This is a genomic window from Streptomyces sp. 4F14, assembly GCF_048159485.1.
In the GTDB taxonomy this organism is placed as follows: domain Bacteria; phylum Actinomycetota; class Actinomycetes; order Streptomycetales; family Streptomycetaceae; genus Streptomyces.
On sequence record NZ_JBLRVY010000020.1, the window covers coordinates 101,197 to 123,486 of the forward strand.

At 69.6% G+C, this 22,290-nt stretch carries 20 protein-coding genes; 8 read left to right on the forward strand and 12 right to left on the reverse strand.

Annotated features, from left to right (window positions below; all coding sequences use genetic code 11):
• The first annotated feature begins 29 nt into the window (after window positions 1-29).
• Together coaA and ACLZOT_RS30565 are read left to right on the forward strand one after the other, a co-directional pair.
• Window positions 30-1,019 carry a type I pantothenate kinase gene (coaA, locus tag ACLZOT_RS30560; protein ID WP_416972358.1) on the forward strand — a complete coding sequence of 330 codons (990 nt, stop codon included), beginning with the start codon at window positions 30-32 and terminating at the stop codon, window positions 1,017-1,019.
• Between the two features lie 24 nt (window positions 1,020-1,043).
• Window positions 1,044-1,979: a DUF389 domain-containing protein gene (locus ACLZOT_RS30565; RefSeq protein WP_416972359.1), complete on the forward strand. Its 936-nt coding sequence runs from the start codon at window positions 1,044-1,046 to the stop codon at window positions 1,977-1,979.
• Between the two features lie 289 nt (window positions 1,980-2,268).
• On the opposite strand, the gene glmM is transcribed toward ACLZOT_RS30565, so the two are convergent.
• From glmM to rplM, 3 genes are all read right to left on the reverse strand, one after another.
• Window positions 2,269-3,627, reverse strand: coding sequence for a phosphoglucosamine mutase (glmM, locus tag ACLZOT_RS30570; protein WP_416972360.1), 1,359 nt, complete (start codon window positions 3,625-3,627; stop codon window positions 2,269-2,271).
• A gap of 243 nt (window positions 3,628-3,870) precedes the next feature.
• Window positions 3,871-4,401 carry a 30S ribosomal protein S9 gene (gene rpsI / locus ACLZOT_RS30575; RefSeq protein WP_416972361.1) on the reverse strand — a complete coding sequence of 177 codons (531 nt, stop codon included), beginning with the start codon at window positions 4,399-4,401 and terminating at the stop codon, window positions 3,871-3,873.
• Window positions 4,402-4,451: 50 nt separating this feature from the next.
• Window positions 4,452-4,895, reverse strand: a complete 444-nt coding sequence (rplM, locus tag ACLZOT_RS30580) for a 50S ribosomal protein L13 (RefSeq protein ID WP_055718822.1) — start codon at window positions 4,893-4,895, stop codon at window positions 4,452-4,454.
• A 337-nt stretch (window positions 4,896-5,232) separates the two neighbouring features.
• Between rplM and ACLZOT_RS30585 the strand changes: the two genes are divergently transcribed.
• The 5 genes from ACLZOT_RS30585 (at window position 5,233) to ACLZOT_RS30605 (ending at window position 12,164) form a co-directional block, all read left to right on the forward strand.
• Window positions 5,233-6,120 (forward strand): hypothetical protein, encoded by an 888-nt coding sequence (locus tag ACLZOT_RS30585; protein ID WP_416972362.1) that lies wholly within the window; start codon window positions 5,233-5,235, stop codon window positions 6,118-6,120.
• A 194-nt stretch (window positions 6,121-6,314) separates the two neighbouring features.
• Window positions 6,315-7,766 (forward strand): glycosyltransferase family 2 protein, encoded by a 1,452-nt coding sequence (locus tag ACLZOT_RS30590; RefSeq protein WP_416972363.1) that lies wholly within the window; start codon window positions 6,315-6,317, stop codon window positions 7,764-7,766.
• Between the two features lie 23 nt (window positions 7,767-7,789).
• Window positions 7,790-9,016, forward strand: a complete 1,227-nt coding sequence (locus ACLZOT_RS30595) for a glycoside hydrolase family 113 (protein ID WP_416972364.1) — start codon at window positions 7,790-7,792, stop codon at window positions 9,014-9,016.
• A gap of 20 nt (window positions 9,017-9,036) precedes the next feature.
• Window positions 9,037-10,131 carry a sugar phosphate nucleotidyltransferase gene (locus ACLZOT_RS30600; RefSeq protein ID WP_416972365.1) on the forward strand — a complete coding sequence of 365 codons (1,095 nt, stop codon included), beginning with the start codon at window positions 9,037-9,039 and terminating at the stop codon, window positions 10,129-10,131.
• Between the two features lie 14 nt (window positions 10,132-10,145).
• A complete protein-coding gene (locus ACLZOT_RS30605; protein WP_416972366.1) occupies window positions 10,146-12,164 on the forward strand; it encodes an acyltransferase family protein in 2,019 nt (672 codons plus the stop codon).
• Here ACLZOT_RS30605 and truA read toward each other — a convergent pair.
• From truA to infA, 7 genes are all read right to left on the reverse strand, one after another.
• Complete coding sequence (truA, locus tag ACLZOT_RS30610; RefSeq protein WP_416972367.1) at window positions 12,142-13,008, reverse strand: tRNA pseudouridine(38-40) synthase TruA; 867 nt, start codon at window positions 13,006-13,008, stop codon at window positions 12,142-12,144. The genes ACLZOT_RS30605 and truA overlap by 23 nt on opposite strands.
• 162 nt (window positions 13,009-13,170) lie before the next feature.
• Window positions 13,171-13,674: a 50S ribosomal protein L17 gene (rplQ, locus tag ACLZOT_RS30615; protein ID WP_416972368.1), complete on the reverse strand. Its 504-nt coding sequence runs from the start codon at window positions 13,672-13,674 to the stop codon at window positions 13,171-13,173.
• A gap of 175 nt (window positions 13,675-13,849) precedes the next feature.
• On the reverse strand, window positions 13,850-14,872 hold the full coding sequence (locus ACLZOT_RS30620) for a DNA-directed RNA polymerase subunit alpha (RefSeq protein ID WP_003966937.1): 1,023 nt from the start codon (window positions 14,870-14,872) through the stop codon (window positions 13,850-13,852).
• Window positions 14,873-15,048: 176 nt separating this feature from the next.
• Window positions 15,049-15,453 (reverse strand): 30S ribosomal protein S11, encoded by a 405-nt coding sequence (gene rpsK / locus ACLZOT_RS30625; protein ID WP_055718826.1) that lies wholly within the window; start codon window positions 15,451-15,453, stop codon window positions 15,049-15,051.
• Between the two features lie 70 nt (window positions 15,454-15,523).
• Window positions 15,524-15,904 (reverse strand): 30S ribosomal protein S13, encoded by a 381-nt coding sequence (rpsM, locus tag ACLZOT_RS30630; protein ID WP_416972369.1) that lies wholly within the window; start codon window positions 15,902-15,904, stop codon window positions 15,524-15,526.
• Between the two features lie 198 nt (window positions 15,905-16,102).
• Window positions 16,103-16,216, reverse strand: coding sequence for a 50S ribosomal protein L36 (gene rpmJ, locus ACLZOT_RS30635; RefSeq protein ID WP_004984509.1), 114 nt, complete (start codon window positions 16,214-16,216; stop codon window positions 16,103-16,105).
• Window positions 16,217-16,275: 59 nt separating this feature from the next.
• Window positions 16,276-16,497, reverse strand: coding sequence for a translation initiation factor IF-1 (gene infA, locus ACLZOT_RS30640; protein ID WP_003948620.1), 222 nt, complete (start codon window positions 16,495-16,497; stop codon window positions 16,276-16,278).
• A 274-nt stretch (window positions 16,498-16,771) separates the two neighbouring features.
• Between infA and ACLZOT_RS30645 the strand changes: the two genes are divergently transcribed.
• Window positions 16,772-20,491 carry a hypothetical protein gene (locus ACLZOT_RS30645; RefSeq protein ID WP_416972370.1) on the forward strand — a complete coding sequence of 1,240 codons (3,720 nt, stop codon included), beginning with the start codon at window positions 16,772-16,774 and terminating at the stop codon, window positions 20,489-20,491.
• Between the two features lie 61 nt (window positions 20,492-20,552).
• On the opposite strand, the gene ACLZOT_RS30650 is transcribed toward ACLZOT_RS30645, so the two are convergent.
• Window positions 20,553-21,212: a hypothetical protein gene (locus tag ACLZOT_RS30650; protein ID WP_416972371.1), complete on the reverse strand. Its 660-nt coding sequence runs from the start codon at window positions 21,210-21,212 to the stop codon at window positions 20,553-20,555.
• Between the two features lie 162 nt (window positions 21,213-21,374).
• Window positions 21,375-22,211, reverse strand: a complete 837-nt coding sequence (gene map / locus ACLZOT_RS30655) for a type I methionyl aminopeptidase (protein ID WP_416972372.1) — start codon at window positions 22,209-22,211, stop codon at window positions 21,375-21,377.
• Window positions 22,212-22,290 lie beyond the last annotated feature (79 nt).

Sequence of the window (22,290 nt, forward strand, 5' to 3'; positions counted from 1 at the left end):
CCCCGTTCAAACTCCGTTAACAATGGACTGTGATCTCTCCGGTCTCCTCGATCCCCCGGAGCGCCCACCGGCACAGGCCGGAGGCGACTCCCTACGTCGACCTCACCCGCGCCGAGTGGAGCGCGCTGCGCGACAAGACCCCCCTCCCGCTGACAGCGGAGGAGGTCGAGAGGCTGCGCGGCCTCGGCGACGTCATCGACCTGGACGAGGTGCGGGACATCTACCTCCCGCTCTCCCGCCTCCTCAACCTCTACGTCGGCGCCACGGACGGCCTGCGCGGCGCCCTCAACACGTTCCTCGGCGAACGCGGCTCCCAGTCGGGTACGCCGTTCGTGATAGGCGTCGCCGGCTCGGTCGCCGTAGGAAAGTCCACCGTCGCCCGCCTCCTCCAGGCGCTCCTGTCCCGCTGGCCGGAGCACCCCCGCGTGGAGCTGGTCACCACGGACGGCTTCCTGCTGCCCACCCGCGAACTGGAGGCCCGCGGCCTGATGTCCCGCAAGGGCTTCCCCGAGTCCTACGACCGCCGCGCCCTCACCCGCTTCGTCGCCGACATCAAGGCCGGCAAGGACGAGGTGACCGCCCCCGTCTACTCCCACCTCATCTACGACATCGTCCCCGGCGAGAAACTGACGGTCCGCCGCCCCGACATCCTCATCGTCGAGGGCCTCAACGTCCTCCAGCCCGCCCTGCCCGGCACGGACGGCCGCACCCGCGTCGGCCTCGCGGACTACTTCGACTTCAGTGTGTACGTCGACGCCGCGGCCGACGACATCGAGCGCTGGTACCTCAGCCGCTTCCGCAAACTCCGGGCCACCGCCTTCCAGGACCCCGACTCCTACTTCCGCAAGTACACGCAGGTCTCGGAGCCGGAGGCGCTGGACTACGCCCGTACCCTCTGGCGCACCATCAACAAACCGAACCTCCTGGAGAACATCGCCCCCACCCGGGGCCGGGCCACCCTCGTCGTCCGCAAAGGCCCCGACCACAAGGTGCAGCGCCTGCACCTGCGCAAGCTGTAACCGCCACCTGTTAGAAAAGGCGCCATGCTGCACCTGCGCCTCATCACCCCGCCCGACACCACGGACGACGCGGTCCGCCTCATCGAGAAGACCGTGGGCACGACCCACCTCGTCGTCCTCCCCGGCGCGGCCCGCAACCCCTACGGCGACGTCGTCCTGTGCGACGTCGCCCGCGAGGCCGGGGACGGGCTCCTCACGGCGCTCCAGGGCCTCGGCCTCGACCGCACGGGTTCCATCGCGGTCGAGAACATCGACCTCTCCCTGTCCCTCCGCGCGGACAAGGCCGAAGCGGAGGCGCCCGGCGAGGGCGCGGACGCGGTCCTCTGGGAACACCTCACCGACGCGACCCACGAGGAGTCGACCCTCTCCCTGACCTACGTCGCCTTCCTCACGCTGGCGACGATGATCGCGGCGTGCGGGGTCGTCCTGGACAACGCGATCCTCATCGTCGGCGCGATGGCGGTGGGCCCGGAATTCGGCCCCCTGGCAGCCCTCTCCACCTCGATCGTCCGCAGAGCCCCCCGCCTCGCGCTCCGCGCCCTGACCGCACTCCTGGTCGGCTTCGCCGTAGCCATGATCCTGACGGTCGCCTTCAGCTGGCTCATGGACGCGGCCAACCAGTTCCACGAGTCCGACCTGGAGGGCGACCGCCCCAACACGGCCTTCGTCTACGCCCCCGACGCCTTCAGCTTCGTAGTGGCGGTCCTGGCAGGCGCCGCCGGCACCCTCTCCCTGACCTCAGCGAAATCAGGCGCCCTGGTAGGCGTGGCCATCTCGGTAACCACAGTCCCCGCAGCGGCAAACGCAGCAGTAGCCCTCACATACGGCGACACAAGCCAAACCTGGGGCTCGACGGTCCAACTCCTGCTGAACCTGCTGGGCATCGTGCTGGCGGGGGTGGCAACGCTGCTGGCGCAGAAGTGGCTGTGGAAGAGACAACGGGTGGGTACGGCCGGTTAGTTGACTGCGGGCGCATCGTGGCTGATCGCGCAGTTCCCCGCGCCCCTAGATGACTGGGTGCGGCTAAGTGGTTGGGTGCGGGCGCGACAAGCCACAACGTGCCCGCAGCCAACCACTCAGCGATGCCACGTCTTCAGGGGCGCGGGGAACTGCGCAAACAACCACGACGCGCCTGCACTCAACCACTCAGCCGCACCCAAGTCTTTTCAGGGGCGCGGGGAACTGCGCAATCAGCCACGACGCGCCCGCACCCCCCCCCCCACAGCCCCACCCCTCCCGAACCCGGCATCTACCCCAGCGCCGACTTCACCGCGTCCGCCAACCGCGACGCCACCGACTGCGCCTGCCCCTGATCCGCCGCCTCGACCATGACGCGGACCAACGGCTCCGTACCGGAGGGCCGCAGCAGCACCCTCCCGGTCGCCCCGAGTTCCCGCTCGGCCTCGGCAACCGCGGCAGCCAGCTCCGCGGACGTGGACACACGGGACCGGTCGACATCGGGGACGTTGATCAGCACCTGGGGCAGCCGTTGCATAACACCCGCGAGGTCCCGAAGGGACTTGCCGCTAGACACGACGCGAGCCGCGAGCATGAGCCCGGTCAGCGTCCCGTCACCGGTCGTAGCGTGATCGAGGATGATGACGTGCCCGGACTGCTCACCGCCCAGCGCGTACCCGTGCTCCTTCATGGACTCCAGCACATACCGGTCCCCCACAGCGGTCTGCACGAGAGAAAGCCCCTCGCGTTCGAGCGCCAGCTTGAACCCGAGGTTGGACATGACGGTGGCGACAACGGTGTCGGCCCGCAGAACCCCCCGCTCCCGCATGTCGAGCGCGAGCACGGCGAGAATCTGATCCCCGTCGACCTCGTCCCCGGTGTGGTCGACGGCGAGGCACCGGTCCGCGTCCCCGTCGTGGGCGATCCCGAAGTCGGCCCCGTGGGAGAGAACCGCGGCCTTGATCTTGTCGAGGTGGGTCGACCCGTACCCGTCGTTGATGTTGAGCCCGTCGGGCTCGGCCCCGATCGTGACGACCTCGGCGCCGGCGCGGGAGAACGCCTCCGGCGACACCCGGGCGGCAGCCCCGTGCGCCTCGTCGAGGACGATCTTCAGCCCGTCGAGCCGGTTGGGAAGGACGCCGATGAGATGGGCGACGTACCGGTCGAACCCCTCGTCGTAGGACCGGACCCGTCCGACCCCGTCCCCGGTGGGCCGCTCCCAGGGCTCGCCGTGGCGGTGGGACTCGTACACGGCCTCGATCCGGTCCTCCAGCTCATCGGCGAGCTTGTGCCCGCCGCGGGCGAAGAACTTGACCCCGTTGTCCGGCATCGCGTTGTGGCTGGCGGACAGCATCACGCCAAGGTCAGCACCGAGCACCCCCGTGAGATACGCCACGGCAGGCGTCGGCAGCACCCCCACCTTCAGCACATCCACGCCCGCACTGGCCAGCCCCGCGACGACGGCCGCTTCCAGAAACTCTCCGGACGCCCGCGGATCCCGCCCGACGACAGCGGTGGCCCGATGCCCCTCGAACGTCCCCGCCTCGGCAAGCACATGCGCGGCCGCGACGGACAGCCCGAGCGCCATCTCGGCGGTCAGATCCGCGTTGGCCACGCCCCGCACGCCGTCGGTGCCGAAGAGTCGTCCCACTTGTCCTCCTGAGGAAGCGTCACTTACGGAGATCATCCGATCACATGAGCCTATGAGCGTCTTGTGCCGTTATACGCCCAAGGCGGCAATAAACGAATGCCCCGACAGCACGGGCGTGCCGCCGGGGCATTCGGACAAGCGCGAAGGGTAGGCAGCGAAGCTGCCACCCTTCAGGGGCGCGGGGAACTGCGCGACCAGCCACAACCGGACCGGCAGACGAAATTCGGCGCCCCCAGCGGAGCGTCAGCGCTTGCTGTACTGCGGAGCCTTACGGGCCTTCTTGAGACCGGCCTTCTTACGCTCGACGGCGCGGTCGTCACGGCGGAGGAAGCCCGCCTTCTTCAGCGCACCGCGGTTGTTGTCGACGTCGGCCTCGTTCAGCGCACGGGCGACACCGAGACGCAGCGCACCGGCCTGACCGGAGACACCGCCACCGGCGATACGGGCGATGACGTCGTAACGGCCTTCGAGCTCAAGGACCTTGAAGGGCTCGTTGACTTCCTGCTGGTGCACCTTGTTGGGGAAGTAGTCCTCAAGGGTGCGACCGTTGATCTTCCACTTGCCGGTGCCCGGGACGATCCGGACACGGGCGATGGCGTTCTTGCGACGACCCAGGCCGGCGGCCGGCTGGGGGTCACCGAAGCGGCCCGCGAGGGACTCGGAGGTGTAGTCACCCTCCAGGACGACCTCGGACTCGGTGGTGTAGCTCTCGATGTCGACGTTCTCGATGTCGACGTCGTTGTCGAGCGGCTGCTCGGCGGTGGTCTCAGCCACGGTGTTTCCTCAGATTCTCTTGGCTAGGTGAAGGGTCTGCGTGGCCGGGATTACTGCGCGACCTGGGTGATCTCGAACGGCTGCGGCTGCTGCGCGCCGTGCGGGTGCTGGTCACCCTTGTAGACCTTCAGCTTCGAGAGCATCTGACGGCCCAGCGTGTTCTTCGGGAGCATGCCCTTGACGGCCTTCTCGATGGCCTTCTCCGGGTTCTTGTCCAGCAGCTCGTCGTAGCGGACGGAGCGCAGACCGCCCGGGTAGCCGCTGTGGCGGTACGCCATCTTCTGGGTCCGCTTGTTGCCGGAGAGGTGCACCTTGTCGGCGTTGATGATGATGACGAAGTCACCGGTGTCGACGTGGGGCGCGTAGATCGCCTTGTGCTTGCCGCGCAGGATGGAGGCGGCGGTGCTGGCGAGACGGCCCAGGACAACGTCCTGAGCGTCGATGACGTGCCACTGGCGAGTCACGTCGCCGGGCTTGGGGCTGTACGTACGCACTTAGCAGCCTTCTTCTTCAGGGATGGGTGCTGACACATGGCATCACTGAAGCGATCGTGCAGCTGGGGACGACAAATCTGCCGGGAACACTGCCCGTATGCCGCCCACTGGTAACTGCTCCAGGGAACCTAGGTAAGGGCCTCTCGTATGGACACGAGGAAGCCGATACACAACGACTAGGCAGAATACCCGCCGCCCCGCGGACGGGTCAAAACGAGCCCGTACGGGGACGCCCTGGGAACTGCCTCACACCCAAACACGACATCTGCGGGCGAGCGGGTTTCAAAGCTTACCGAGGCCGCCCCGCCGGTGTGTCGCCCCGTCTAGGATGCGGCGCATGAGCTATGGGCAGGGGGGACCTCAGTCCCAGTGGGATCCGTGGAAACCGAATTCCCAGCAGCCGTGGACCCCCGAGAACGCGGGCGGCCCGGCGGGTCCCGACTGGGCCGCCCTCGCGGAGGCGTCGGAGTCCCGCAACAAGCGCAAGCGGGTCTTCCTGATCGGCGGCGGCGCGGTGGCGACCCTGGCGGTCGGCACGGCCGTGGCGATAGCCGTGGCCTCGGCGAACGGCGGCGGTGCCACCGCGAACAAGCCGACGTCGTCCCTCCCGGCGGCCGGCGATCTCCCGAGCCCCTCCACGGCCCCCTCCTTCGCGCCGACGACGGCCCCGCCGCCGCTGAACCCGAAGGAGTTCATCTCCAGCAAGGCGAAGGACACCGCCCCCAACGGCCCGCACCTCCTCTTCCCGGGCACACAGGTCACCCTCGCGGACGGCACGTACCGCAAGGGCCCGTCCTCGGACACCACCTCCTGTGACACCGCCTCCCAGGGGTCGCTGCCGAAGGTCCTGAAGGACAACGGCTGCACCCGCGTGATGCGCGTGACGTACGTGAAGGACAAGATCGCGACGACGGTCGGCGTGGCGGTCTTCGACACCGAGGCGCAGGCACTGAAGGCGAAGCAGGACGCGGACGACAAGAGTTTCGTGAAGCCCCTGTCCGGCAACGGCATCGGCGCCTTCTGCAACGGCGCGATCTGCCGCTCGACGACCAACTCCTACGGCCGGTACGCCTACTTCACGGTCTCGGGCTTCACGGACGGGAAGAACGTCACGAAGACCGACACGGCCGTCTTCAGGGCGGGCGACAGCCTCGCGGAGTTCGCCTTCCAGCAGATCAACCGACGCGGCGAGACGCAGGCGTCGGAGGCGGCCACCGCCTCCTGACCCTCCCCGAAAGCCGCCGTGGCCCAACTCCCGTGGGCCACGGCGGCTTTCGCGTCTCCGTTCACAAACCCGTGCACACGGAATTTTCACATGTGAAACACCTGTGCGAGTATCGTGCGGCTACTTGGCCGGATCCCGTGGGGGGAAGCGGCTGAAAACCACCGCCGATCTCCCGGGAAGCCTGAGTACCTGTCATGACATCGACCCTGGTCGACGGCGACCCGTCGTTCTCGCGCCACGGCGCGAAGCTCGCCCAGCGCACGGCCGACTGGAAGCCGGGCATCCTGCCGTTCCTGATCCCGTTCGTCCTGCTGGTCTTCTTCGGTCTGTGGAGCTACCAGCCCAGCGACTCGGTGATGAGCTGGATCCTGACCGTCGTCTGGTCGCTCCCCGTCGCCGGTGTCCTGGTCGGCATCCAGGGCGCCCTGCTGATCCGCCGCCGGGTCCGCCTGAGCGACCGCATGACCCCGCCGGCCCCCGCCGACCAGGACTTCCTGATCGCCCTGTGCCCGACGATCGGCCGCCACGACACGTACCCGGCACTGGAGCGCTCGGTCCTGTCGTACGTCGAGCACCTCCCCGACTGGTTCCCGTACCTGCGGGTCGACATCCTCACCGAGGAGGGCTGCGAGGCCGCCGAGAAGATCGACCGCCTCGCCGCCTCGCACCCCCTGATACGTGTCATCACCGTCCCGAAGGACTACGTCCCGGCCAACGGCACCCGCTTCAAGGCCCGCGCCAACCACTACGCGCACGAGCTGCGCATCGCCGAGGGCGAGGCCCTGGACTACGTCTGGGTCCTGCACATGGACGACGACACCGGCGTCGGCCCCGACACCGCGACCTCCCTCGCCCAGTTCATCAACCGCCAGCGCCGCGCCCACCCGGACGAGGCCAAGCACATGGCGCAGGGCATCCTGACCTACCCGCGCGAGAACGCGGTGTCCCTCTTCACCTGGCTCGCGGACGCCGTACGCCCCGCCGACGACATCGCCCGTTTCCGCGCGCTGACCGGCATGGGGACCCCGGCCGCCGGGGTGCACGGCGAGCTGCTGGTGCTGCGGGCCTCGATCGAGGCGGAGATCGGCTGGGACTTCGGGCCGAAGGAGATCGTGGAGGACGCGCGGCTCGCGCTGACGTTCTGCCGCAAGTACCCGGGCCGCAGCGACTGGTTCAACGGCCGCTGCTACGGCGCCTCCCCCGCCAACGCCAAGGACTTCGTCAAGCAGCGCGAGCGCTGGGCCTGGGGCCTGGTCGCGCTCTGCTTCAACCGCAAGGTGCCGCTGCGCTACCGCTGGTTCCTGTCCGTGTGCGTGACGACCTGGATCCTGGGCCCGCTCCAGCACATCGGCGCGGTCCTGCTGCTGGGCTGGCTGGTCAACGACATGAACACCTCCCCGGTGACCCAGTCCGTGGTCATCCTGTGGGCGCTGAACTTCGCCTACGTGATCTGGACCTACTGGGAGGGCCTGCGCCTGAACGCGCTGGCCTCGCTCAGCGGGCGGCGCAAGTGGTGGGAGCCGGTCGTCGTGGTCGCGCTGATCCCCGTGTTCTCGGTGCTTGAGGGGCTCGGTGGCCTGCGCGGCTTCATCAAGTTCGCCAAGCGCGAGGAGAACAAGTTCGTCGTGATCGCCAAACCGGCCTGACACCCCCGGAGAAGAACACCCACATGCGCTCACGTCTGCTGCTGCTCGCGATCTTCCCGGTGACGGTCCTCGGCATCGTCCTCGGCACCCCGTTCCTCTTCGGCGACCATCCGGTCCGCTGGGAGTCGGGCTCGTCCCTGCCGAAGCTGGTCCTCGACGGCGCCCCGGAGGACACCCCGGCCCCGTCGCCGAGCGACTCCGGCACAAAGAGCGGCAGAAACGTTTCTGCTCCCCGCCCCACCAACGCCCTCCAGGTCACCAAGCCCTGGAAACCCGGCATGCCCCAGTGGGGCGTACAGATCTACTGGGAAGAAGAACCCCGCAAACGCCCCGCCGACTTCATCGAGAAGCAGGCCGAGAAGCAGGCGAAGTACCTGATCGGCCTGGGTGCGAACTCCGTCTCGATCTCCTTCCCCTTCTTCACCGCGAGCCCCACCTCGGACACCCTCTCCGCCGAGGCGAAGACCCCCTCGCCGGAGCGTCTCCGCACGGTCCTGCACGTCTTCGAGAAGGCGGGCTTCCGTACGACCCTGCGCCCCGTCATGGACGAACGCGCCCTGACCCCCACGGACGACTGGCGCGGCAGCATCGCCCCCGCCTCGGACTCCGCCTGGTTCAGGTCCTACGGCACGTTCCTCGCCCCCTACCTGGCCGTCGCCCAGGCGGAGCAGGCGGACACCTTCGTCATCGCGACCGAGCTGAACTCCATGGAGGGCAAGCCGGGCTGGGAGAAGGCCGTCACGGCCGCCGAGAAGATCTTCAAGGGCGAGATCTCGTACGACGCGAACTGGGACAACTACGTCTCCGGCCGCATCGCCATGCCGGTCAACCACCTCGGTGTGGACGCCTACTTCCCGGTCGAGGTCCCCGACACGGCGTCCGTGAAGACGCTGGTCGACGGCTGGAACACCTGGCTCGACAAGAAGTCCACCGGCCCCCTCCCCAAGATCACCGTCGCCGAGGCGGGCATCGGCGCGATGAAGGGCGCCTACCACGCCCCCGGCGACTTCTACGCGCGCCGGGCGGTCGACCCGGACGTCCAGGCCACCTGGTACACGGCCGTCTGCCAGGTCGTCCAGGAGCGCCGGATGAGCGGCGTCTACTGGTGGTCGATCCACTTCGACGACGACCCGAACACCCCGCCGGACGACGAGCACGCCTCCCGGCTGGACTTCGCGGGCCGCCCCCTCACCGAGCGCGCGGTCAAGACCTGTTTCTCCTCGGCGTACGCCGGCCCCGGCACCCCCTGACCAGCGAGGCAGTCACCCCCATGCGAGAAGCCATCATCCTCGTGGGCGGCAAGGGAACCCGCCTGCGCCCCCTCACCAACCACACCCCCAAGCCCCTCCTCGGCGTCGCCGGCACCTCCTTCATCCGCCACCAGGTCGCCAAGCTGATGGCCGCGGGCGTCGACCACCTGGTCTTCGCGACCTCGTACCTCGCGACCCTCTTCGAGGACGAGTTCCGCGACTTCACGGGCCTGGAGATCTCGTACGCCGTCGAGGAGGTCCCCCTCGGCACGGGCGGCGCGATCCGCAACGCGGGCAAGCTCCTGCGCGGCGGCCCCGACGACCCGGTCCTCGTCCTGAACGGCGACATCCTGTCCGGCGTCGACCTCAGGGACGTCGTACGCCGTCACGAGGCGCGCGGCGCGGACGTGACGCTGCACCTCACCCGGGTCGCGGACCCGCGCGCGTTCGGGCTGGTCCCCACCTCGCCCGACGGCCGTGTCCTCGCGTTCCTGGAGAAGCCGAAGACGGCCGCGGAGTGCGTGACGGACCAGATCAACGCCGGGTGCTACGTCTTCCGCCGCTCGGTTCTGGACGCGATCCCGGACGACCGCGAGGTCTCCGTCGAGCAGGAGACGTTCCCGGACCTCGTCGCCGGCGGCGGCCTGGTCCACGGCCACACCACCGACGACTACTGGCGCGACCTCGGCACCCCCCTCGCCTTCGTCCACGGCTCCGCCGACCTCATCACCGGTACGGCGACCTCGCCGCTCGTCGCAGCCCCCGCCGAGGCGCTGGTCCACCCGACGGCGACGGTCCACCCGACGGCTCACGTGACCGGCGGCTCGACGGTCGGTCCGTACGCGGTGATCGGCGCGGGCAGCGTCGTACACCGCTCGATCGTCGGCGAACGCGTCACCGTCCAGGACGGCGTCGGCATCCACGAGTCCGTCGTGGACCACGACTCCCTCGTCGGCACCGGTTCGACCCTCCGCGAGACGGTCGTCGGCTGCCACTCCCACATCGGCGCGCACAACGAACTGCCCGAGCGGCTCCGCCTCGCCTGCGGTATCCGCATCCCCGCCGGCGGCGTCCGCGTCACCGGCTCCGCCACCGCCTGCCCCACGGCCCACTGAGTCACAGGAGAAGAGTGACCCGCCACCGCTCGGCCCCCGAACGCCTGCGCAAGTACCGCCCCGACATCCAGGGCCTGCGTGCCGTCGCGATCCTCATGGTCGTCTCGATGCACTGCGGCATCCTCGACATCCACGGCGGCGTGGACGTCAGCTTCGTCCTCAGCGGCTTCCTCATCGGCAGCCAGCTCCTCGCGGAGATCGACCGGACGGGGAAGGTGTCCCTGACGAAGTTCTGGGCCCGGCGCTTCCGCAGGCTGGCGCCGGGTGCCGCGTTCGTGATCGTCGCCGTGGGTGTGCTGTCGTGGCTGTACGCGAGCCCCTTCAAGTTCCGTGAGTACATGGACGACGGCCTCGCCGCCTCCGTCTCCCTCATCAACTGGCGGCTCGCCGAGAACGGCACCGACTACTTCGCGAACGACGGCTCCCAGTCCCCGTACCAGCACTTCTGGTCGCTCGGCATCGAGGAGCAGTTCTATCTGCTGGCGCCGCTGCTGCTGGTGACCGTGGCCTGGCTGAGCCGGCTCGTCCTGCGCAACCGGGTCCTGGTCGGCGTGTTCCTCATGGCGGTGGTCGGCGGCTCGTTCTGGCTGGGCTACAGCACGACGACGCCGGACCAGCCCCTCGCCTACTTCGGCACCCACACCCGGATCTGGGAGCTGGCCTTCGGCGTCCTGGTCGCGCTGTGGGCGCCGTTCCTGTCCCGCGCGCCCCGGGCTCTCGCGGCGGCCGTCTCCTGGCTCGGCCTCGGCACGGTCGTCGTCACCGGTCTGCTCATCACCGAGCACACCCCGCTGCCGGGCTACGCGGTCGCGGGCCCCGTCCTCGGCGCGGCCCTGATCATCGCGGGCGGCTGCGCGAACCCCACCTCCGGCGCCGAGAGACTCCTCGACAACCCGGTGTTCAACTTCATCGGCAAGGTCAGCTACGGCTGGTACCTGTGGCACTGGCCCCTGCTGATCCTGTGGCCGCACATCATCGGCTGGGACTTCACCACCTCCGACCGCTACCGGGTCGCCGTCCTCTCCTTCCTCCTCGCCGTCGCCACCCACTACGCCGTCGAGAAGAGGTTCCGCGACAACGTCAACCTGGTCGTCCGGCCCTGGCGGGGCGTCCTGACGGGCAGCGCCCTCACCGCCTCCACCGCCGGCGTGATGGCCCTCGCCCTGCACGTCGTCCCCCTCGACCTCGCCACCACGACCACCGCGAACACCCCCGCGACCGGCTACCGGGGCCCCGGCTCCGTCGCGCAGGCCGTCGCCGCCAGGAACGCCCCCGAGGTCAGCGAGAAGGCCCTCCTCGCCTCCCCCGACGACCAGACCCGCCACGGCTGCATCGACAACCTCGACGTCACCGAGTTCGTGATGCGGGACGACTGCGTCATGGGCACGCCGGGCTCGAAGACCACCATCGCCGTCCTCGGCGACTCCCACGCCTGGCAGTGGGGCGACGCCTTCGACAAGCTCGGCCGCGACCTCGACACCGAGGTGATCACCCTCGCCAAGGGCGGCTGCTCCCCCGCGGCGTACGACATCACCCGCGACGACCTCGGCCGCGCCTACACCGAGTGCGTGTCCTGGCGGAAGTCCGCGCTGGCCCACCTCCAGGAGGTGAAGCCGGACGTCATCGTCGTCGCCGGCCGCGCCCAGCCCACCGCCACCCGCGCGGGCGCCGAACAGACCTTCGCCGCCCTCGAAGCCACCGGCGCCCGGCTCGCCTACCTCACCGACACCCCCTACCCCGGCTTCAGCGTCCCCGACTGCCTCGCCGAGAAGTCCGACGACCTCGCCTCCTGCACCACCCGCGCCACCCGGTCCCTCGACCACCCCGACCGCCGCGCCATGGAGCGCGAGGTCGCCGAGGCCCACGGCGCCGAAGTCATCGACACCACCCCGGCGTTCTGCGCCGACGGCCACTGCCCCGCCGTCATAGGGGGCCGCGTCGTCTACTTCGACTACAGCCACATGACCGGCACCTACGCCGAGTCCCTCACCCCGTTCCTCGAACCCACCTTCAGGAAGCTCCTCGCCGGCTGACGTGCACGACCCCCCGCACCCGACGGGCCTGCACCTGCCTCTCGGCCAGCAACTCGTCCGCCGGGTAAGCGACTTCCTCCAACGTCAGCCCGTTCGGCCGCACCACGTGTACGGCGCTGTCGCGCACCCCGGCGTCCAGCACCCGCCGGGGCCACCCGGCGTCCCGATGCCCGTCCCCCACGAACAGCAACGCCCCGACCATGGACCGCACCTGGTTGTGGCAGAAGGCATCGGCCCGCACCTCGACCTCGACCACCCCGTCGTCCCGCCGCCGCACCCCGAAGTCGAAGATCTCCCGCACGGTGGAAGCGCCCTCCCGCTTCTTGGCGTACGCGGCGAAGTCATGCTCCCCGACCAGGGACTTGGCGGCGGCGTCCATCACGGCGACGTCCAACGGCCAGTCGTGCCACAGCACATGACTCCGGAGCAACGGATCGACCCCGCCGGCCTGATCCCCCACCCGGTACACGTACCGCCGCCACAGAGCGGCGAACCGCGCGTTGAACCCCGCCGGAGCCTCTGAAACCCCCCACACCCGCACATCTTTAGGCAACCTTCCGGCCAGCCGCTTGAGCAACTTCTCCCGATGCTCGTCCCAGAGGGCGTCCGGCAGATCGACATGAGCAACCTGCCCCCGAGCATGCACCCCGGCATCGGTCCGCCCCGCGACGGTGAGGTCGTAGTTGACCTCCCCGGACCGCGTCACGGTCCGCAGAGCATCCTCGACCTCCCCCTGAACGGTCCGCTTCCCCCCGGCCTGCTTGGCCCACCCATGGAAATCGGTGCCGTCATAGGAAAGGTCGAGCCGAACCCGTACGAACCCGGCCTGCACGTCATCACCCACGGATAGATCCTCTCGGAAACAAAAACGGACCCGCTCCTATAAAAGAAGCGGGTCCACCCTGCTTTTCAGGGGCGCGGGGCTGCATCTGATAGCAGCTCCGCTGCGGGGCGCGAACAACCACGACGAAGCCGCAGCCGCCCGACAACAGTCCCCCGCAGACGCTTACGCGTCCTTGCTCTCCTCGGCCGGCGTCTCCGCAGCCTCGGTCTCCTCGACCTTGGTCTCCTCGACGGCCTTGGCCTCGTCGGCCTCCTTGACCGCGCGCTTCGTCGCGGCCTCGGCCTCACCGGTCGCCTGCTGCGCGACCGTCAGCGCCTCGACCAGCTCGATGACGGCCATGGGCGCGTTGTCGCCACGACGGTTACCGATCTTGGTGATACGGGTGTAACCACCGGGACGGTTCTCGTAGCGCGGGCCGATCTCGGTGAAGAGCGTGTGCACGATGCTCTTGTCCGTGATGACCTGAAGCACCTGGCGACGGTTGTGAAGGTCACCCTTCTTCGCCTTGGTCACCAGCCGCTCGGCGTAGGGCCGCAGCCGACGGGCCTTCGCCTCGGTGGTGGTGATCCGGCCGTGCTCGAAAAGGCTCTTCGCGAGGTTCGCGAGCAGCAGCTTCTCGTGCGCGGCGGAACCACCGAGACGAGCACCCTTGGTGGGCTTGGGCATGTCATTCTCCTGAGGTGTCTGCCCCGGCCGTACGAGGTACCGGGGTCAGTATCTGAGCAGACGGTCGCCTGTCAGAGATCCGGGGTTCTTATGAACTCCGGAGGGATCCGCGCCGCTAGGGGCGCGGGGAACTGCGCGACCAGCCACAGTCGACCCGCACCCGAAAACCGGCAGATCAGTACTGCTCGGTCTCCACGAAGCCCGCGTCCGCGTCATCGTCGGCGCCAAAGGCGTCAGCCGCGGCGGTCGGGTCGAACCCGGGAGGCGAGTCCTTCAGCGCAAGCCCCATACCCGCAAGCTTGGCCTTGACCTCGTCGATGGACTTCGCACCGAAGTTGCGGATGTCCAGCAGGTCGGCCTCGGAGCGCGCAACGAGCTCACCCACGGAGTGGATGCCCTCACGCTTGAGGCAGTTGTACGACCGAACGGTGAGCTCAAGCTCCTCGATCGGCAGCGCCAGATCAGCGGCGAGGGCGGCGTCCGTCGGGGACGGACCCATGTCGATGCCCTCGGCGTCGATGTTCAGCTCACGGGCGAGCCCGAACAGCTCGACCAGCGTCTTACCGGCGGAGGCCATGGCGTCACGCGGACGCATCGCCTGCTTGGTCTCGACGTCGACGATCAGCTTGTCGAAGTCGGTGCGCTGCTCGACACGGGTCGCCTCGACCTTGTACGTGACCTTGAGGACCGGCGAGTAGATCGAGTCGACCGGGATACGCCCGATCTCCTGACCGACCTGCTTGTTCTGCACGGCGGAGACGTAACCACGGCCACGCTCGACCGTCAGCTCCATCTCCAGCTTGCCCTTGCCGTTGAGCGTGGCGAGGACGAGGTCGGGGTTGTGCACCTCGACACCGGCCGGGGGCGCGATGTCGGCGGCGGTGACCAGACCCGGGCCCTGCTTGCGCAGGTACATCACGACCGGCTCGTCGTGCTCCGAGGAGACGACCAGCTGCTTGATGTTGAGGATCAGGTCGGTGACGTCCTCCTTGACACCCGGCACGGTGGTGAACTCGTGCAGGACGCCGTCGATCCGGATGCTGGTGACAGCCGCACCCGGGATCGAGGAGAGGAGCGTACGACGCAGGGAGTTGCCGAGGGTGTAGCCGAAGCCCGGCTCCAGCGGCTCGATGACGAACCGGGAGCGGAACTCGTCGACGACCTCTTCGGTCAACGAGGGACGCTGAGCGATCAGCATGAAGTGAATCCTTCAGTCAGGGGCGCCCGCTATTTGACGCCCGACTCTGTACTACAAGGGTACGGGCGATACGGCCCTTTCACGGAGCCGTACCGCCCGGCTGTTTACATGTGGGGGACAACCCCCACACCCCCGGCCGAAAGCCGAAGCCACAGCAACCTTCTAAAGCACTGGCGTCAGACGCGACGACGCTTGGGCGGACGGCAGCCGTTGTGCGGGGTGGGCGTGACGTCCTGGATGGAGCCGACCTCAAGGCCCGTGGCCTGGAGGGAACGGATCGCGGTCTCACGACCGGCGCCCGGGCCCTTGACGAAGACGTCGACCTTGCGCATGCCGTGCTCCTGCGCGCGACGGGCGGCCGACTCGGCGGCCATCTGCGCGGCGAACGGCGTGGACTTGCGGGAGCCCTTGAAGCCGACGTGGCCGGCGGAGGCCCAGGAGATCACGTTGCCGCTCGGGTCCGTGATGGACACGATCGTGTTGTTGAACGTGCTCTTGATGTGCGCCTGGCCGTGCGCGACATTCTTCTTTTCCTTGCGGCGCACCTTCTTGGCAGCGCCCTGACGACCCTTGGGGGGCATCTACAAACTCCTACGGGGAGGTGGTCGGTCCTACAGCGAAGACCGCTGATGAAGCGTGGTCCGCTGAGGACTACTTCTTGCCCGGCTTCTTCTTGCCGGCGATGGCGCGACGCGGGCCCTTGCGGGTACGGGCGTTCGTGCTGGTGCGCTGACCGCGGACGGGCAGGCCACGGCGGTGGCGCAGACCCTGGTAGCAGCCGATCTCGACCTTGCGGCGGATGTCGGCCTGGATCTCGCGACGGAGGTCACCCTCGGTCTTGATGTTGGCGTCGACGTACTCGCGGATCGCGACGAGCTGCTCTTCGCTCAGGTCGCGGACGCGGACGTCGGGGTCGATGCCGGTCGCAGCCAGCGTCTCTTGCGAGAGGGTCCGGCCGATGCCGAACACGTAGGTGAGGGCGACTTCCACGCGCTTGTCGCGCGGGATGTCAACACCGGAAACGCGTGCCATTAAATGGCTCCTGGTGGTCGTCGGAGGTCTTCCACAGAACCGATTCCCAGCCCGCCGTACTAGGTACGAACCGGGTCCCCGGCCTCCGAGCCGGGGGTGTCAGACAGCCTCGACGGCTGTCCGGGTCCTGCATATGAACAATTCAGCTCGCGTCGCGCGAAGTTTCTGCGGATGCAGAGGGTGTGGATCGGGTTGCGATCAGCCCTGGCGCTGCTTGTGGCGCGGGTTCTCGCAAATGATCATGACCCGGCCGTGACGGCGGATCACCCTGCACTTGTCGCAGATCTTCTTGACGCTCGGCTTGACCTTCATGGGATTGAGGTTCTCCGGGTCAGTGCCACCACCCCGCGGGAGCGGGATGCGGGCAAGATCTACTTGTACCGGTAGACGATCCGGCCACGCGTCAGGTCGTACGGAGACAGCTCCACCACGACCCGGTCGTCAGGGAGGATACGGATGTAGTGCATCCGCATCTTGCCGCTGATGTGTGCCAGGACCTGGTGGCCGTTCTGGAGCTCGACCTTGAACATGGCGTTCGGCAGAGACTCGACGACAGTGCCCTCGATCTCGATGGCACCTTGCTTCTTGGCCACGCTTCGCCCTTCGAATCGACTACCTTGATCGACTCCCTTACTGCATCCAGACACACGAATGCACGAAAGCCGACGCGTCAGTCTACGTCACCCCACCCAGAAAGACGAATCGAGCAAGGATGCCCCACAAGGGAGATCCTTAAGCCCCTCACTCCCCCAAAAGGCCGATGCCGCAAGTCCGACAGGCAACCGTATGCACGTGAAGGGCATCTAGTCAGCTGCGTCACCCCTGATGCCCTTTGGTGCGCATACGTACTTCCTGGGAGGTGGGCCCATGGCACGCCCGGAGAAACCCCTGGACCCCGAGGCCGGTCCGCTCCAGCGGTTCGCGTACGAACTGCGGGCGCTGCGCCGGGCGGCCGGGAACCCGGCGTACCGGGTCATGGCCGAGACGGCGGGCTGCTCGGCGACCACGCTGTCCCAGGCGGCGGGGGGTGAGCGGTTGCCGTCCTTCGCCGTCGTCCAAGGGTACGTGCGGGCCTGCGGCGGCGATCCGGCGCAGTGGGCGGACCGCTGGCAGGCCGTGGAGGCGGCGGTGGCGGACACCGAGGACGCCGCACCGCCGTACCGGGGACTCGACCGGTTCGAGCCGGCCGACCAGGGCCTGTTCTTCGGCCGGGACCGGCTGGTGGAGGACCTGCTGGAGCTGGTGCGCGGGCACCGGTTCGCCGCGGTGTTCGGCGCCTCCGGCAGCGGGAAGTCCTCGCTGCTGCGGGCCGGTCTGATACCCCGCCTCCAGAAGGAGATCAAGGACCGGGGCCGCCCGACCGCCCTGCGGATCCTGACCCCCGGGGACCGGCCGGCCGGCACCTACGGCCGTCTGCTGGCCCCGGCCGCGGACGAACCGGAGAGCTGGGTGGTGGTGGACCAGTTCGAGGAGGTCTTCACCCTCTGCCGGGACCGGGCCGAACGCGCCCGGTTCATCGACCTGCTGCTTTCCGCCCGCGACCCCGGCAGCCGGCTGCGGGTGGTCATCTCCGTACGGGCCGACTTCTACCCGCGCTGCGGCGAGCACCGTGCCCTGGCGGACGCGCTGCGCGCCGCCGGACTGCTGGTCGGGCCCATGACGCGGGACGAGCTGCGGGAGGCGGTCGTCAAGCCCGCGCAGCAGGCCGGGCTCCTGGTGGAGCGGGAGCTGACGGCGCGGATCGTGGCGGACGTCCTCGACGAGCCCGGCGGACTGCCGATGCTCTCGCACGCGCTGCTGGAGACCTGGCGGCGGCACAAGGGGCGGCTGCTGACCCTGGCCGCGTACGAGAGCACGGGCGGCGTGCACGGCGCCATCGCCGCGAGCGCCGAAGAGGCGTACGGACAGCTGACCGCACCCCAGGCGGACGCGGCCCGGCACCTGCTGCTGCGCATGGTCGAGCCCGGCCGGGGCACCCCCGACACCCGGCGCCCGCTGAGCCGGGCCGAGCGGGAGGAGTGGGCCTGCCCCCACGCGTCCGTGGTGGTGGAGCGGCTGGCCCGCGCCCGGCTGCTGACCGCCGACGAGGACACCGTCCAGCTCGCCCACGAAGCGCTGATCACGGCGTGGCCGCGGCTGCACGGCTGGATCGAGGAGGCCCGTGAGCGGCTCCTGCACCACCGCCTGCTCACCGAGGCCGCCCGCGGCTGGCTGGAGCACGACCGCGACGCCGGCAGCCTGTACCGGGGCACCCGGCTGGCCCGTACGCAGGAGCTGTTCCCCGACCACGAGGGCGACGTGGCGCTGGCCGTGCCGGAACGCCGGTTCCTGACCGCCTCGCTGGCCGCCCGTGAGGCCGAGGGCCGGGCCGCGGTCCGTGCGACGCGCCGGGCGAGAGCCGCGGCGGGCGTCCTGGCGGCCGTCCTCACGGTGGCGCTGGTGGCGGGTCTGGCCGTCTGGGAGCAGCGGCGGGACATCGAGCGCCGCCGCACCGAGGACACCGCCCGCCGGATCGCCTCCGTCGCCGACTCCCTGCGCACGACCGACCCGCGCACCGCCCAGCTGCTGGGCGTCGCGGCCTGGCGCGTGTCCGAGCTGCCGGAGACCCGGCGGGCGCTGCTGGGCTCGCTCGCCCAGCAGGAGGAGGACGCCTTCAGCGACCCGGCGCCCGGCGACGCCCCCTTCCGCCGCCTGACGGACTCCGGCCGTACGCTGCTCAGCGCCGAGGGGCGCACCTGGCGGACCTGGGACGTGGTCCGGCACCGGGTGATCGCCTCGGGGCCGCTGCCCCCGGGCGCCACCGTGCTCGGGGTGGGTCCGGACGGACGGCTGCTGGCGCTCTCCGACGGCGACGGAACACGGCTGTGGGACACGGCCACCGGGCGATGGTTCGGTGACCGGCTGCCGGGGCGGTCGGGCGTGGACTTCGCCGCGCGCGCCTACCTCGTGAGCAGCGTGGACGATCCCCGGGTGCGGGTGCGCTCGGCCGTGACCGGCGGCCTGCTGTTCCAGACCGAGGCGGTGAGCCCGGCGGCGGTCGCGCCGAGCGCGGACGGACGGCTGATCGCCCTCTGCCCCGCCGCGGGCGGCCCGGTACAGGTCCACGACCTCGCCGGGCGGCGCACGCTGCACGGCGGCTGGGAGCAGGCGGGCGACGCCTGCGACCGGGAGTGGTCGCAGCTCGTGTTCGGCGGCGGGCGGCTCGCGGCGGTGACCGCGAACGGCGTGCGCGTCTGGGACACCCGCTCGGGCAAGCAGCTGGCCGAGCTCTCCGACCCCGGCGTGCAGTACGCCGCCCTCACCGGGGACGGGAACCTCCTGGCGACCGCCGACGGAAAGGAGGTCAGGGTCTGGCGGTACGGCGCCGGCACCCCGGTCTTCCGGAACCCCCTGCACAACCAGCGCCTGTACGGCGGCCTGGCCTGGGACCCCGGGCGTCCGGTGCTGCGCTACCTGGAGTCCGGCACGGTCCACTCCCTGGACGTCGCGACGGCCGCGACCCCGGCCTGGCAGAGCCGGCCCCTGGACAAGGTCCTGCTCAGCCCGGACGGCCGCACCCTCGCCACCGCACGGCGCACGGGCGACACCTACCGCTTCGAACTGCGCGGCACCGCCGACGGCCGGCTCCTCGGTACCCTCCCGCTTCCGCCCGGCTCTTCCCGGCCGGTGCCTGCGGAGAACACCGCCCCGCTCCTGACGTTCGACCCCGACGGCAGGACACTCGCGTACGGCGTCTCGACGTCCGGTGTCGAGTCGTCCCCGTCGCGCCTCACGCTCTGGGACGTCGCCGGGGGCCGGGTCCGCACCACACTGGATCTGTCGACGGACACACCGGCCAGCACGGTGTTCGCGCTGGCCCTCGGCCCGCACGCCCGCACCCTCCACCTCACCCGCACCTCGGTCGTCGGGGAGCCGAGCGACGAGACCTGGGACATCCTCCTCCGGCGTCGGACGACGGTGGTCGCGGCCCGCGTCAGCAGCCACCTCGCCGTCAGCCCCGGCGGCCGTCTCCTGGCCGGCGACAACTCCACGACCGCCCTGCCCGGCGGCCGGCGCACCCCCCGTGACCTGGTCCAGGGGGACGAGATCGGGGCCCTCGCCTTCGCCCCCGACGGTTCACGGTTCGCGGCCGGGGACCAGACGGGCCGGGTCGCGCTCTGGGACGGCGGGCTCCACCAGCGGAAGGGAACGCTGCCCAGCGTCTTCCTCCCGCTCCCGGACGGCGTGCCCCCCACCCTCGTCGAGGACGCCTCCGAAGCCGTCAGCGCCCTCGCCATCAGCCCCGACGGCCGCACCCTGGCGGTCGGCGGCGAGGCCGGAAGCCTCCAGCTGTGGGACCTCGCCACCCAGCAGCAGCTCGGCGCCCCCCTCTCGACACCGGGCGACGCCATCGACACGGTGGCCTTCGCCGCGGACAGCGCCACCCTGTACGCGGGCAGCGCGCACATCCCCCTCCAGACCTACCCCCTCGACGAGGCGAAGGCGGCCGACACGGTCTGCGCCCGCACCCGGCAGCGCGAGCTGACGCGGGCGCAGTGGCGGACCTATCTGCCCGGCATTCCGTACCGCGAGATCTGCGGCGAGTGACAGGGAGCACGCCCGAGAGGCACCCCGCCGGACGGCGAGGTGCCTCAGGGGACCGGTCAGGTCAGCTGTAGACGTTGTACGACGCGAAGTTGTCCACTTCGAGGTTGGTCGTCCAGCTGCCCCACACCTTGTTGGGGTCCCAGCGGTACAGGTAGGCGTTGCCGTCCGGTCGGCCCGGGCTCGGCAGGCACGACTTTCCGGTGGAGTGGTAGATGCCCTTGAAGGCGCCCTTCGTCCAGCGGCGCTGCACGACCTGGATCGGCTGGGCCTTCTGTCCCTTCTTCAGATGAATCTCGAAGGTGTACGACGAGGTGGTGGAGCCGTGACGCCCGTACTGGGGGGTGATGCTGGCGAGGTCCCCGACGAACGGGATCGGGACCTTGATGTCGAGGCCGGCCGAGAACTCCCAGCCCGACGTGTGCGACTTCCCCCAGCTCTGCGAGCACTCGTCGATCTTCGTGGGGCACATGAACGTCTCGCCCCGCCAGACCCAGTCGTCCCAGGTGTTCTTCGCCTGCTGGGTGATCACCGACTTGGTCTTGTCGGGGGTCGACCCGTTGCCCGCGATGTCGGCCTGGGAACCATCGAAGTTCTGCAGGCAGACCGTGGTGGCCGCCGAGGCGGAACCAGGAGCCGCGATCACCACCAGCGGGGCCAGCGCCACCGTCAGCAGGCCCACCCACTTGCCCCGCATCCTCGGGCGTTCTTTGCCGATCTTCACTCTGTTCTCCTCTGCCGATGCGCCGGAAGCGTGTGACCGGCGCCTGGCAACAACGTCGGCCGCGGCAGAGTTATTTGCAGGTACGTCCCCTACGCCGATCAATTGCTTGACGTGCGCATAGAGGGCCGTTTACCTGCCCGTTGCCTCCCCGGCGAGGAGAAGTCAGGACAGCGGATCGGGCGCGGCGGTCACCCCGTACTCCGCCAGTTTCGCCTTGCCCCCGTCGGGAGCCGTGAGGACCAACGGCCCCGCCTCGGTCAGCGCGACGCTGTGCTCCCAGTGCGAGGACCACGTCCCGTCGGTCGTGATGACCGTCCAGTCGTCGGCGAGCACCTCGGTCTTCGCCGTCCCGAGCGACACCATCGGCTCGATCGCGAGGCAGAACCCGGGCACCAGCTTGGGCCCCTTCCCCCGCTTGCGGTCGACGTAGTTCAGGAGATGCGGATCCATGTGCATCTCCGTACCGATCCCGTGCCCGCCGTAGTCCTCGATGATCCCGTACCGCCCGCCACCGGGCTTGGGCTGCCGGCGGATGTACGTCTCGATGGCCCGCGACACATCGACGAGCCGGCTGCCGATCTTCATCGCGGCGATCCCGGCCCACATGGACTCCTCGGTCACCCGGGACAGCTCGACGAGTTCGGGAGAGTGCCCGGACCCGACGAAGGCGGTGTACGCGGCATCCCCGTGCCACCCGTCCACGATCGCCCCGCAGTCGATGGAGATGACGTCCCCGGACTTGAGGACGACCTCGTCGGACGGGATCCCGTGCACGACGACCTCGTTCACGGACGTGCAGATGGTCGCCGGGAACCCGCCGTACCCGAGGAAGTTGGACTTGGCCCCGTGCTCCGCGAGCACCTTGCGGGCCACCTCGTCGAGATCCCGTGTAGAGGCCCCCGGCACCGCCGCTTCCCGCGTGGCCGCATGGATCGCCGCGACGACCAGCCCCGCAGCCCGCATCTTGGCAATCTGCTCGGGACTCTTGATCTGCACCATGCTGGGTTGCGCCTCCTGGGCCACGGTCGTTTTCGGCACCTCAGAATACGCCCACGCACGGACGTACGCCGAAGCCCCG